We start from the raw sequence: 13,471 nt of genomic DNA on the forward strand, positions 1-13,471 counted from the left end.
TCAGTTAATACTGTAACACCAACTTTGCACCATAAATCAGAAAACTAATCATGGTCAAAAATTTACTCTTCGCAGTATTAATGCTGTGTTTCTGTGTTTCAAATTCCCTAAAAGCACAAACAACACAAGCCTCAATTTCCGGTATTGTAACCGATGAAAAAAAACAGCCAATTCCTGGTGTATCTGTTCAGGTTCGAAACAACTCAACGGGTTTTACAACCAGAACATCAACCAACGCACAAGGAGAATACACGTTTAAAGAACTTCCTTTAGGCGGTCCATACACGGTAAAAGCAGCATACATTGGCTATGCTGAACAGAACAGAACTGGCTTTATGCTAAATCAGGGTGATGCTGCAAGGGTATCAATCAATATGCAGGAAAATGCGCAAAACCTTGAAAGTGTTGAAATTTCTGGCTCTTCATTAAGAAATAAAGTACAACAATTTGGAGCTTCAACAGAAATCTCATCAAAAACGATGAACATTTTGCCTGTAAACGGTCGTAATTTTTCTAGTTTGACTGATTTATCGCCTTTATCAGGTCCCGGTGGTATATCTGGTCAGTTAGGTTCATCTACTAATTTTACCATTGATGGTATGACTGCGAAGAACCCAACTTCATCTGGTAGTACAACCAGCCGTAGTGGTGCGCCATACTCTATCTCAATAGAAAGTGTTCGTGAGTTTAAGGTAGTAACCAACCAATACGATGTGAGCTTAGGTCGCTCTGGTGGTGGAACCATCAGTGCGGTAACCAAGTCTGGTACAAATGAAATCACAGGAAGTGCATTTGCCTACAACCGTGCTGATTTCTTAGCGAGTAAGTACGACATTAGAGGAAATCCTAGAGTTAATGATTTCTCTACTTACCAATATGGTTTCAGCTTAGGCGGACCAATCATTAAAGATAAATTACATTATTTTGCAGCCTGGGATCATCAAAGAGATTCTCGTCCATTAATAATTGCCGATATTAATTCTGATGCCGATGTTGCTCGTTTTAACATTACTAATAGCACATTAAATAACTTTTTAGCGGTTGCGAGAAGCAAGTATGGCGTTGCTAACACACAACAATTTGGTTCATTTCCTAAAAAAAGAGGTACAGATGCCGGATTTCTTCGTTTAGACTGGCAGATTAATGATAAGAATTTATTAACGGTTAGAGATAACTATACTAATGATAGAAATCCATTAGGTTTAGGCGATAATACAGCGGTAAATTTTTATGAAAGTTATGGTAATGATAAAAACGTTGATAACAGTTTATTGGCTACATTACGTTCTACAATAAGCAGCAAAGTAACTAACGAATTAAAATTACAACATTTATATACATACCAAGCCAGTACGCAGAATGATGAACTAGGTTTTGCAATTCCAAGAGCTGTTGTTTCTAACTTAGAATCTATATCTCCTACTACCGGGGCAACATTAGCAACGGCAGTTCAAATTGGCGGACACCGTTTCGGCCAAGAAGGTTTTACAAATAACGTTTTCCAATTGGTAGATAATTTTTACTACAATACAGATAAAATTAAATACACTTTTGGTGTAGATATTATGTACACCCATGCAAAATCATTGTATGGAAGTGAAGTGAATGGCCGTTTTACATTTAACACATCGGGTACCGTTGCAGCAGGAAACAGGCAAACTTCTTTGCAAAATTTTAACAACTTAATTCCAATCAGCTACTATAGAGAAGTACCTTTAGTTGATGACCCAACTGTTATTGGTAATTTATGGAATACGGCAGTTTATGGTCAAATGCAAACCAAACTGGGTAAAGGTTTAGACTTTACCGGAGGTCTACGTTTAGACTTTAGTAAATATCCAACTTCGCCACTTAACCAACAGCTATTTGATGCGATTGGCGTGAGAACAGATCACAAGTTGAAACAATTTTTAGTTCAGCCTAGAATACAGTTAAACTGGGATATTAACGAAAACAGAACAGATTTTGTTCGTTTTGGAGCAGGTATTTTCGGTTCTGACATTAACAACTACATGACCATTAATAACCTTACGTTTGATGGTAAACATTTTGCAACTGTTGATGTAACTGGCACAGGTGTACCAACGCCTAACTTTATTGGTTACAGAAATGGAAGTGCAACAGCGCCAACTTTAGCAGCATTACAAATCCCAACCATAAATACTTATGCTGAAGATGCTAAAATGCCAGTAGTTTATAAAGCGAACTTATCATATAACAAATTAATAAATGATAAAATACGTATTGGTATTACCGGTTACGCAACATTAGCACGCAATAACTACATGTATGTTGATAGGAACATGGTTGCAAACCCTTTCTTCAGATTATCAAATGAAGGAAACAGAGGTGTATATGTACCAGCAAGCACTATTATTCCGAGTAACGGCGTTACAGACTGGAAGACAGGTCGTTTAACGAATGGGTTTGGTAGGGTATTAGAGTTAAACAGCAAAGGAAAAGTTAATCAATTTGCTGTGGTTGTAGATGCTACCTGGAAATACTTTAAAGATGGAGAAATTTCAGGAAGCTTTACCTGGAACGATGCTAAAGATAATACTTCATTTAACGGTAACGTAGCCAACTCTGCAACTTTGTCTTTGCCTGTTGTTGATGATCCAAGAAACTTAAACAACATGACTTATTCTAATGGTCAGTTCAGAAACAAAGTTGTTTTTTATGGAACACTTCCATCGTTTCATGGTATTAAAGCAGGTATTCGTTATTCGGGTATCGGTGGCACCAGATATAGTTTATTATCTGGAGGAAACACAAATGGCGATTTTGTAGCTACGAATGATTTAGCATACATCTTTAGTACTTCAAATGCAAATGTACCGGCAGCGCTTAGAACTGCTTTACAAACGTTATTGGCAAATGGCGATGCAAGCCAGAGTTTAAAAGATTATATCACCAAATACGAAGGTACTTTTGCACAACGTAATGGTGGTATAAATGGTTTTTATGGTACATTCGATGTAAGATTAGCCTATGAGTTTAAATTTGGCAAAAAACAAAGGTTAGAAATTTCTGGTGATTTGTTTAACGTAGCCAACTTATTTAAGAAAACTTGGGGTACATCTGAAACTCTAGGTACACAAGCACTTTATGCTGTTACAGGTTTTGATGCTGCAACTTCGAACTACAACTACCGTTTAAATAATACTGGAGTTGTAATTCCGACAGGCAATCCTTGGCAAGCTCAAATAGGTTTGAGATACGGATTTTAGTCACAGAAAGATACGCTGTATCTTTCCAAAAAGTCATAAAAAAAGGGAATGGATTTTTATCCGTTCCCTTTTTTTATGTTTGCATTACAAACAACAAAACTTTAATGAGATTATTACTTAATTACCTTAAAAGCCATAAGTGGATTGTGGCTTTGGCTCTACTATTGGCGGGTATAAATATTGGTTTTTCGCTTTTAGATCCATATATAACCGGCAGGATTTTAGATAAATTCATCAACAAAAAAGATAGCCTAACTTATAGCCAATACCTTTGGGGTTCGCTTGGTTTAATTGGTTTAGCAATTGGTGCCGCGATGGTTTCACGTATTGCTAAAAACTTTCAAGATTATTTTACCAGCGTAATTGTTCAAAAAGTTGGGGCAAAAATGTATGCTGATGGTTTGCAGCATTCGTTAAAATTGCCTTATCAGGTTTTTGAAGATCAGCGAAGCGGAGAAACATTAGGCATTTTACAAAAGGTACGTTTAGATTCTGAAAAATTCATCACTGCATTTATCAGTATTCTTTTTGTGAGCTTAATCGGGATGATTTTTGTAATCGTTTACTCGGTTTCGGTAAGTTATAAAGTTACTTTGGTTTACTTTTCTGCCATTCCAATTATCAGTTTTGTAAGTTGGTTTTTAAGCCGTAAAATTAAAACCATTCAACGATCTATTGTTGGCGAAACTACTGCTTTGGCAGGTTCTACAACTGAATCATTAAGAAATATCGAGCTTGTAAAAAGTTTAGGTTTGGCCGATCAGGAAATTGAAAGATTAAATAAAACAACTTATAAAATTTTAGGCTTAGAACTTAAAAAAGTTAAATATGTTCGAAGCATGAGTTTTGTGCAGGGCACTACCGTGAATCTGGTTAGAAGCACAATGGTTTTGGTTTTATTGCTTTTAATTTTTGATAATTCGATTACAGCCGGACAATATTTTTCATTCCTTTTCTATTCGTTCTTCCTTTTCGGACCGTTACAGGAATTAGGTAATGTAATTTTAACCTGGCGTGAGGCTGAAGTTTCATTAGGTAATTTTAAAAAGATCTTAAGTACACCGATTGATAAAAAGCCGGAGAACCCAAAATCAATTACAAAAATTAACGATTTAACTTTTAATGAGGTAGGTTTTAAACACCAAACTGCGAATAGAAATGCGCTCGAGAATATTTCGTTTAAAACGCATAACGGACAAACTATTGCTTTCGTTGGTCCATCTGGTTCTGGTAAAACTACTTTAGTAAAGTTATTGGTAGGATTATATCAGCCGAAAGACGGAGAGATATTATACAATGGCATTCCGAGTAATGATATTGATTTAGACGCTTTGCGTGAAAAAATCGGTTTCGTGACACAAGACACGCAGCTTTTTTCTGGTACAATTAGAGAGAACTTACTTTTTGTAAATCCAAATGCAACGGACGAAGAATGTTTTAAGGTTTTAAATCAGGCTGCTTGCCAAACTTTATTAGCCCGTGCAGATAAAGGTTTAGATTCGTTAATTGGTGAAGGTGGTGTAAAAGTTTCGGGGGGTGAAAAGCAACGTTTATCGATTGCGAGAGCATTATTAAGACAACCAGATATTTTGGTTTTTGATGAGGCAACCTCTTCTCTGGATTCGATTACGGAAGAGGAAATTACCAAAACGATTAGAAACGTATCTGATTTAACGGATCACATTACCATTTTAATTGCACACCGATTATCGACCATTAAGCATGCTGATGTTATTTATGTTTTGGAGAAAGGTCACATTATTGAGCATGGCAAACATGAAGAACTAATTGCTCAAAATGGTTTGTATCAGGCAATGTGGCGTCAACAAATTGGCGAAAGGATTGTTGAAGCATAATATATCTTATTGTTATGCTATTACAAACTAACGTTAACAGCAATCAAATTGCGTTGTTTATTATTATTCCGGCTATTTTATGGTTGATATTGATTCTTGTAGCTCTTTATCACATCTCGAGAAATAGCGGAATGAATTTTACTGTCAAAGTTTTGTGGTTCATCATTATCATTATGGCTCCGTTTTTAGGCTCAATAGTTTATTTGATCTGGGGTAAGAACAGGAAGTTTTAATGTGGTTTTCCCGCAGATTTAAAAAGGATAAGAAACGCAGATTTTCGCTGATTTTTTGATAGAGAACATTGTTTGGGAGACGATAATAGTAGTACAGTATTGTTGTAAATAAACCTGACTGTACGAAAATACTTTTTGTTGCTGATGTTATTGTATTGCAATTACCTTAACAAAAAGATTGAAGGAAAGGCAGGAGGATGCTTAAATTTTAGCAGCGCTTGCCTTTCCAAAGCAAGTTTTTATTTTATTTAGACTTTAGCAGTTTGTTCGTTAATATCTTGCAAACTCAGTTTTGTAAGTGGTTTTGTTTTTAACCAGGTTACGAAGGCAATTGCAATTGTCATACTTCCACCAAATACAACGGCAGGAACAAGTCGCATATATTTTGCGGTGAGGCCGGATTCAAATTCTCCGATTTCGTTTGATGAACCGATAAACATACTATTTACCGCAGAAACTCTTCCCCTCATTTCATCTGGTGTGAGCAACTGCATAATGGTTTGGCGGATAAGAACACTCACGCTATCGAAAGAGCCTTCCAGAAACAAGAAAAACAGTGTTAAATAGAAGTTTCTTGATAAACCGTAACAGATGATGCTTAAACCAAAACCGGTAACCGCGATAAGTAGGTTTCTCCAGGGTTTTCCCATAGGCGAAAAGCGTGTCATGGCCAACATTGTAATTACTGCACCTAGTGAAGCAGCGCCTCGCATCATACCTAAACCGAAAGAGCCAAGATGAAAAACATCTTTGGCAAAAATTGGTAATAGCGCCACAGCGCCGCCAAAAAACACCGAAAATAAATCGAGGCTCATTGCCCAAACCATCATTTTGGTTTTAAATACAAATTGAATTCCTTCTTTTAAACTGTTGAAAATGTTTTGAGTTGGCAAATACGTTGCTTCGTGTTTTTTAAATGTAAGGATACATATTAAAGCGACTGATACAAATCCTACAATTACGCAGTAAGCTGCGGTTATACCCCATAACCAGTTTACCAAACCACCTAAAGATGGACCAATTACTGTTGCCAGCTGAAAGCTACTGGTGCTCCAGGTACTTGCGTTTGGATACAATTCTCTCGGTACTATTTTAGACATTAGAGAGAATGTTGCAGGCCCGAAAAAACCTCTTGCGATACCTATACAGAAAACCAGACCATACATGATTAGAACGATAACATCTTCTTTTAAGTGAAGGTATTTGCTAGTGATAATAAGCATGAGCACAGAAACAAACCAAACACCAGAAAAAATCTTGATTAACAAACCTCTTTTTTCGCTTTTATCTGCAATGTAACCTCCATAAAGTGCGATACAGATTGCAGGAATTACTTCACAAAGACCAACTAAACCAAGTTTTAATGGATCGTGTGTTAAATCATAAATGTGATAAGCGATTACTACAGCCTGCATTTGGTAAGCAAGTGTAAAGAAGAAGCGCATACCTAGAAAAGAACGAAATTCTTTATAACGTAATGCGGCGAATGTATCTGGTTTTACTATAACGGAATTGGGGTCTGAATCTGCCATTAGAATTTTTATGCAAAACTACGTTTTGAGAAATTAAAACTGTATTAGTTTTTTACATAAGATCGGAATTTACCGATAAATGATATTAAGAGATTTTATCGAATGAGATTCCACGTTCCAACCTTTGCAAATGCGCCTTTAATAATGCGTGTTCTGGCTTTTCCAATTGTGGATCGTATTCGAATATTGAAATTACAGTTCCTCTGGCTTCGGCTAATATTGCCTGATCTTTAGCCAAATCTGCAAGTTTTAAATCGAGCACACCGCTTTGTTGTGTTCCGGTTATATCTCCCGGACCGCGTAATTGCAAATCTATTTCAGAAATTTCGAAACCATTATTGGTTCTCACCATAGTTTCGAGCCTTATTTTACCTTCCTTACTCAGTTTGTTACCGCTAATTAAAATACAGAAAGATTGCTCTGCTCCCCTTCCTACTCTACCGCGAAGCTGATGCAGCTGAGACAAGCCAAAACGTTCGGCATTTTCAATAACCATCACTGATGCATTTGGTACATTCACCCCAACTTCAATAACGGTTGTGGCAACCATAATCTGGCTTTTACCATCAATAAACTGCTGCATCTCGAACTGTTTATCGGCATTTGGCATTTTACCATGCACAATGCTAATCTGGTAATCTGGCCGCGGAAATTGATAGCTCAGTTGTTCAACTCCGGCTTCAAGATGGAGTAAATCCAATTTTTCGCTTTCTTTTATCAGTGGATAAACAATGTAAACCTGCCTGCCTTTTGCTATCTCCTGTTTCATAAAGCCAAACATTCTTAAACGCTGACCTTCAAACAAATGTCTGGTTTCAATTGGTTTTCTTCCTGCAGGCAATTCATCAATTTGTGAAACATCTAAATCGCCGTATAAAGTCATGGCAAGCGTGCGAGGAATCGGAGTTGCCGTCATAACCAAAATATGCGGAGGAATTATGTTCTTTCGCCATAGCTTTGCTCTTTGTTCTACTCCAAACCGATGCTGTTCATCAATTACAACTAAGCCAAGGTTTTTAAACTGAACCTTATCTTCAATCAATGCATGCGTTCCAATTAAAATATCTATTTCGCCATTTTCCAGTTGCTCATGTAAAATGGTTCGCTCTTTCTTTTTTGTATTGCCTGTTAAAATGGCAACCTTGACCAAATCATCACTTACAAGATCTGTAATCGAAGCATAATGTTGACGTGCTAAAATCTCCGTTGGTGCCATCATACAAGCTTGGTAGCCGTTATCATTTGCCAAAAGCATACTCATTAAGGCCACAGCCGTTTTACCGCTTCCTACGTCGCCCTGAACAAGTCTGTTCATTTGAACACCTCTTTGTGTATCTAACCTGATTTCTTTAACAACTCTTTTTTGCGCATTGGTTAACTCAAAAGGCAGAAATTCATTGTAAAACCGATTAACCTTTTCGCCAACCTTATCAAACAAAACGCCCTTAAATTTTAATTGCCTTAGTTGTTTGTTGTGCAATAACTGAAGTTGTATAAAAAACAGTTCCTCAAACTTTAGCCTCCTTTCGGCGGCATTTAAATCGGCTTGATTTTTTGGAAAATGAATATTCAATAAAGCTGTTCTCCTATCAGGAAGTTGGTATTTTGATAGAATATAGGTTGGAAGATTTTCAACGACCTGAGGAATGACCTGATCTAGCAAGCCAGCAATAAGACGTTGCAAACCTTTAGAATCGAGATTAAATTTCTTAAGCTTTTCAGTAGAGTTATAAACCGGTTGCAAAGTCTGGTTTCCTCTACCTAAAACTTTACTTTGGTATAATTCCATTTCCGGATGCGAAATGCTAAATGTATTGTTAAACATCGTCGGCTTGCCGAATGCAACGTAAGCGGCACCCACCATAATGTTTTCTTCAACCCATTTTAAACTTTGGAACCATACTAGTTCCATTAACCCGGTTTCATCTTTAAAAACAGCAACAATTCGTTTAGTACGTTTTTCTCCAACTAACTTCTTGCTTACAATACGTCCAATAATTTGAATGTGCTGAGAATCGAGATTAATTTGATTGATTTTGTAATATTTCGTTCTGTCGATATACCTGAATGGATAATGTGAAAGCATATCCCTGAAAGTAAAAAGACCAAGATCTTTTTTAAGCACATCAGCCCGACTTGGGCCAACGCCTTTTATAAACTCAACAGGAGTATCTAAAATCGAGTTAAACAAAATATTTACTGTTTTTTATAAATCAGGCCTTTTATCAATTGGATATTAAAAATAACGATAGACAGCATCAAAAGCAAATAAGCAAAAAGCTGATGCATATCTATTTTCTCTTTAAAATAAAAAAATGCTACAGCAAAAGCTACGATTGGATTAAGGTAAATTAAAATACCAAGGGCGGATGAAGGCATACCCAAAAGTGCATAAGAGTTTAAAAACAGCGGGATTATGGTAAAGATTATGGCGATTAAGAATATGTGCGACCAAAAGAAAGTATCAGTTGGGAAAGCGGCTGCACTGGTAAGGTACATTGGTAATAGCAACAAACCTGAGATGATTAATTGTACACCCAAAAAGTTAAACTTATCGATATGCTTAATCACTTTTAAAACGATTACATACAAAGCATAAAATGATGCAATTACAACAGCCCACAATACCTCATGCAAAGAACTAGTTGCCAACAAAGCAATACTTACAAACGCTATTAGTAACGCTACAATTTTTGCTTTTGATAATTGTTCCTTAAGGATAATAAAACCACATAGAGCGGTGAGCAATGGACAAACCATATAAGCGAATGCAGCCGATTTTAAACTTACGCTATTAACTGCATAAATATAGGTGAACCAATTGCCAGTAATTAAAACGGCAGATAGAAAGGTTAAGAGTAATAATTTAGATTTTTCTCTACTTGTAATTGATTTTAACAAGTTTAAATCATCAGTTAAGGCTTTTCTTCTAAAAAAGAAAATTGTAGTCCATACTACTGCAATAGAAATAAAAAGGCGGTAATACAGAATTTCCTGTGGCGGAAAACCTTTTATATTACGCAATGGAACCGACATCGTTCCCCAAATAATGTAAGGAATAATGCCGGCAATAAAATACTTTGCTCTGCTTGCTGCCAAAATTAACCTACAACAGCAATGACAGAAATTTCTACATTAACATTTTTTGGCAACGCAGAAACCTGAACTGTTTCTCTCGCTGGGAAATCAGCAGTAAAGTATTTGCCATAAATTTCATTTACTTCTGCGAAATTCCCCATATCTGTTAAAAAAATACTGCTTTTAACAATGTTATCGAAAGTTAAGCCTGCCTCTAACAATACCGCTTTTAGATTGCGCATTACCTGATGCGTCTCTTCTTCGACATTAGGCATATTTAATTCGCCATTTTCAGGGTTTATTGCAACCTGACCTGATACGAATAAAAAGTTACCTGCCAATACAGCCTGGTTATATGGACCAATAGGTGCAGGTGCACTAGTGGTATTAATAATTTGTTTCATTTTAATGTTATTATGATTTAGAAAGCCATTGAATAAGCTTATAGATTATGCCTGCGAGAAAAACAATAATTGCCAGTGCATTTATAAAATGCATAATTTTTAAGTTTATATTATTTGGCCTATCGGGATTCTTTTTCCTAAAGAAATACATAGAACAAACTTAACAAAAAAGGAGCATCCTGAAAATTAAAAGGCATAAAAAAAAGCCCCGATAAATATCGGGGCTTCTTAAACTTTATATTGAAATACTAGTTTCTAGCAGTTTCAACACGACGGTTTTGGATACGACCTTCTTCAGTATCGTTTGTAGCAATTGGATTTGCTTCACCTAAACCTTTTGTAGTAACTTGACTAGCGTTAACGCCAGAGTTTACTAAGTAAGTTTTAACAGAGTTAGCTCTGTCTTTAGATAATTTCAAGTTATATGCAGCAGTTCCTTCGCTTGAAGCGTAACCGTTTACAGTTACTTTACCACCGTTTTCACGTAACACTGAAGATAATTTATCTAAAGTAGGATAAGACTCAGTTTTTAATACTGATGAGTTGAAATCGAAACCAATTTTCTCGAAACCAGTTACATCAGAAGTAGCAGCAGGAGCCTCATATTTTGGAAGTGGGCAACCTGAACCATCAACAGCAGTACCTGCAGGAGTTCCTGGGCATTTGTCGAATTGATCAGCAACACCGTCACCGTCAGTATCTTTTTTCAAATCTTCAACAGATTTTTCAACAGCAGATACACGGTTTTTCAATGCTTCAACTTCTTGACGTAAAGTAGGATCTTTTAACTCATCGTACATAGTAGCTAATGGGTTAGACCACTCTAAACTTGGTTTTGCAGAAGAACCTAAAGAGAATTCTAAACCAGCATAACCGTAAGAGAATTTATCTTTAGTTTGACCTTTAGCATAAACTCCGTCTAAGTTATCAGCATCAACAAAGTTCATTGTATAACCTAAGTTAAAGTTAACACGCTCTGAAACTTTGAATTTAACACCAGCACCAACTGGGATATACATACCTTTTACGTAATCTTTTGGAGAATCGTGTCTGTCATCAGCAGGACCTAAAGCTTTACCTTTCCAGTCAACTACAGTACCGTTAGTATAAGTTACTTTCGGAGCATAAGCCATATAACCAGCACCAGCAGTGACGAAGAAACCTACAGCGTTTTCACGACGTAAGAAATCGATAGAACCGATGTTGATTACACCACGTAAATCAACAGCATATTGTAATTGAGTTTCGAATTCTCTTTCAGTAGCACCAACAACACCTTCGTTAGTACCAGAAAGTTTACCGCGAGTTCCGTTTAATTCTAAACCGAAAGCATGGCTTAATTGTTTACGGATGTTTAAACCGTAACCTAAGTTAGCATCCCATTTGTTAAAATCGTTAGTACCACCAATAGCAACAATCGGCATTAATACACCACCGTGTACGCCAATTGACCATGTTCTGTACTGTGCTCTTCCACCAAATACCTTGGTTGAAGAAGTTGTTGCAGGAGCATCCTGAGCGACAGCAAGAGAAGCAACTCCTGTTAATGCCACTAAAGAAAGCGCAACACTTTTCTTTAAAGTAGAATAATTCATAATCTTTTTTCTTTTTTAAGGGTTAAACAATTTAATTGATTAATTTTTCAGTAACTGCAAAATTAAACAAAATATTAAATTTTCAAACTTTTATACAAACTCCGTTCCAAACTTCGCTATCAATTATCATTTTCTTACATTTGGCCGTCACCTGTATTACAAAATAATAATTATGAAATATCCTCAAATCAATCAGGACTTATTTGTTTTAAATAGAAAAAACTTCATTAAACAACTAAAAAACAACTCGTTAGCTATATTTCAATCAAATGATGAATTCCCTAGAAGTGGCGATCAGAATTTTATCTTCAAGCAAAATCCCGATTTATTTTATTTATCAGGTATCGATCAGGAACAAACAATTTTACTCCTTTATCCCGATTGTCCTAATCTTTTGTATAGAGAAGTCCTATTTTTAAGACAGACAAATGATTACATTAAAGTATGGGAAGGATACAAATACACAAAAGAACAAGCCTTAGCCACATCGGGTATTAAAACTATATTCTGGCTAGAAGATTTCGACAATATATTACACAGTATAGTTAACTACGCAGACAATATTTATCTCAATACAAATGAAAATGATAGATATGCACATACAGTTCCATATCGTGATATCCGATTTATAAATGAAATTCGTTCAAAATATCCATTACATCATTTTGAACGTTCAGCTCCAATTATGCGAGGGCTTAGAGCAGTTAAATCAGAGGTAGAAATTGAATTAACTAAAAAAGCCTGTGCACTAACTCGTGATGCCTTTGTAAGAGTTTTAAAGTTTATTAAACCTGGTGTTAATGAGTATGAAATTGAAGCGGAGATTATCCATGAATTTATTCGTCAAGGTGGAACTGGTCATGCTTACACCCCAATTATTGCTTCAGGACATAATGCAAATATTTTGCACTACAACGATAATAATCAAGAATGCAAAGCTGGTGATGTAATTCTTTTTGATTTTGGAGCAGAATATGCGAATTACAATGCAGACATGAGTCGTTCGGTTCCAGTTAGCGGGCGTTTTACTCAAAGACAGAAACAAGTTTACAATGCTGTGCTTCACGTAATTAAGGAAGCAACCAAACTGATTGTTGATGGAACGGTTTGGAACACTTACCACGAACAGGTTGGTGAAATCATGACTGAGCAATTGATTAACCTTGGTTTAATATCAACGGATGATGTAAAAAAACAAAGTGCAACCTGGCCAGCTTACAAAAAATATTTCATGCATGGAACTTCACATCATTTAGGCATTGATGTTCATGATTTTGCTGGAAGATATACACCATTTGCTACAGGAAACATCTTAACTGTTGAGCCAGGTATTTACATTCCGGAAGAAGGTTTGGGTATTCGTTTAGAAAATAACATCCTAATTACATCGAACGGAAATATAGATTTAATGGCAGATATTCCGGTGGAAGCTGAAGAAATTGAAGATATAATGAATTGTTAAAAATAGTAAGACTGTAGGCTAGAGATTGCTTCGTTCCTCGCACTGACGGCCGCCATATTGTCACTACTATAAAGATTTAGT

At 36.1% G+C, this 13,471-nt stretch carries 10 protein-coding genes; 4 read left to right on the forward strand and 6 right to left on the reverse strand.

Translation table 11 applies throughout. From position 1 onward, the window contains the following. Positions 1-50 precede the first annotated feature (50 nt). The 3 genes from ACO05K_RS15215 to ACO05K_RS15225 all read left to right on the forward strand — a co-directional run bounded on the left by ACO05K_RS15215 (position 51) and on the right by ACO05K_RS15225 (position 5,319). Positions 51-3,230 carry a carboxypeptidase regulatory-like domain-containing protein gene (locus tag ACO05K_RS15215; RefSeq protein ID WP_421945278.1) on the forward strand — a complete coding sequence of 1,060 codons (3,180 nt, stop codon included), beginning with the start codon at positions 51-53 and terminating at the stop codon, positions 3,228-3,230. A 104-nt stretch (positions 3,231-3,334) separates the two neighbouring features. Further along, positions 3,335-5,086, forward strand: coding sequence for an ABC transporter ATP-binding protein (locus ACO05K_RS15220; protein ID WP_421945279.1), 1,752 nt, complete (start codon positions 3,335-3,337; stop codon positions 5,084-5,086). 14 nt (positions 5,087-5,100) lie between these two features. Next, positions 5,101-5,319 carry a PLDc N-terminal domain-containing protein gene (locus ACO05K_RS15225; protein WP_421945280.1) on the forward strand — a complete coding sequence of 73 codons (219 nt, stop codon included), beginning with the start codon at positions 5,101-5,103 and terminating at the stop codon, positions 5,317-5,319. Between the two features lie 248 nt (positions 5,320-5,567). Here ACO05K_RS15225 and ACO05K_RS15230 read toward each other — a convergent pair whose 3' ends face one another. The 6 genes from ACO05K_RS15230 to ACO05K_RS15255 form a co-directional block, all read right to left on the reverse strand. After that, positions 5,568-6,851: an MFS transporter gene (locus ACO05K_RS15230; RefSeq protein ID WP_421945281.1), complete on the reverse strand. Its 1,284-nt coding sequence runs from the start codon at positions 6,849-6,851 to the stop codon at positions 5,568-5,570. An 85-nt stretch (positions 6,852-6,936) separates the two neighbouring features. Then, a complete protein-coding gene (gene recG, locus ACO05K_RS15235; RefSeq protein ID WP_421945282.1) occupies positions 6,937-9,042 on the reverse strand; it encodes an ATP-dependent DNA helicase RecG in 2,106 nt (701 codons plus the stop codon). A 5-nt stretch (positions 9,043-9,047) separates the two neighbouring features. Beyond that, complete coding sequence (locus ACO05K_RS15240) at positions 9,048-9,950, reverse strand: EamA family transporter (RefSeq protein ID WP_421945283.1); 903 nt, start codon at positions 9,948-9,950, stop codon at positions 9,048-9,050. 2 nt (positions 9,951-9,952) lie between these two features. After that, complete coding sequence (locus ACO05K_RS15245; RefSeq protein ID WP_421945284.1) at positions 9,953-10,333, reverse strand: RidA family protein; 381 nt, start codon at positions 10,331-10,333, stop codon at positions 9,953-9,955. A 10-nt stretch (positions 10,334-10,343) separates the two neighbouring features. Beyond that, the gene (locus ACO05K_RS15250; protein WP_421945285.1) at positions 10,344-10,484 is read right to left on the reverse strand and encodes a DUF6728 family protein; all 141 of its coding nucleotides are present in this window, start codon (positions 10,482-10,484) and stop codon (positions 10,344-10,346) included. A 97-nt stretch (positions 10,485-10,581) separates the two neighbouring features. Continuing rightward, complete coding sequence (locus ACO05K_RS15255; protein WP_421945286.1) at positions 10,582-11,928, reverse strand: OmpA family protein; 1,347 nt, start codon at positions 11,926-11,928, stop codon at positions 10,582-10,584. Positions 11,929-12,100: 172 nt separating this feature from the next. Here ACO05K_RS15255 and ACO05K_RS15260 point away from each other — a divergent pair, with 172 nt between their 5' ends. Next, positions 12,101-13,390 carry an aminopeptidase P family protein gene (locus ACO05K_RS15260; protein WP_421945287.1) on the forward strand — a complete coding sequence of 430 codons (1,290 nt, stop codon included), beginning with the start codon at positions 12,101-12,103 and terminating at the stop codon, positions 13,388-13,390. Positions 13,391-13,471 lie beyond the last annotated feature (81 nt).

It is taken from the genome of Pedobacter sp., assembly GCF_965227205.1.
Classification (GTDB): domain Bacteria; phylum Bacteroidota; class Bacteroidia; order Sphingobacteriales; family Sphingobacteriaceae; genus Pedobacter.

Excerpts from the sequence above, each read along its gene's own strand:
- ACO05K_RS15215 (WP_421945278.1), top strand. The coding sequence starts at position 51 with ATGGTCAAAAATTTACTCTTCGCAGTATTAATGCTGTGTTTCTGTGTT.
- ACO05K_RS15220 (WP_421945279.1), top strand. The coding sequence starts at position 3,335 with ATGAGATTATTACTTAATTACCTTAAAAGCCATAAGTGGATTGTGGCT.
- ACO05K_RS15225 (WP_421945280.1), top strand. The coding sequence starts at position 5,101 with ATGCTATTACAAACTAACGTTAACAGCAATCAAATTGCGTTGTTTATT.
- ACO05K_RS15230 (WP_421945281.1), bottom strand. The coding sequence starts at position 6,851 with ATGGCAGATTCAGACCCCAATTCCGTTATAGTAAAACCAGATACATTC.
- ACO05K_RS15245 (WP_421945284.1), bottom strand. The coding sequence starts at position 10,333 with ATGAAACAAATTATTAATACCACTAGTGCACCTGCACCTATTGGTCCA.
- ACO05K_RS15250 (WP_421945285.1), bottom strand. The coding sequence starts at position 10,484 with ATGTATTTCTTTAGGAAAAAGAATCCCGATAGGCCAAATAATATAAAC.
- ACO05K_RS15255 (WP_421945286.1), bottom strand. The coding sequence starts at position 11,928 with ATGAATTATTCTACTTTAAAGAAAAGTGTTGCGCTTTCTTTAGTGGCA.
- ACO05K_RS15260 (WP_421945287.1), top strand. The coding sequence starts at position 12,101 with ATGAAATATCCTCAAATCAATCAGGACTTATTTGTTTTAAATAGAAAA.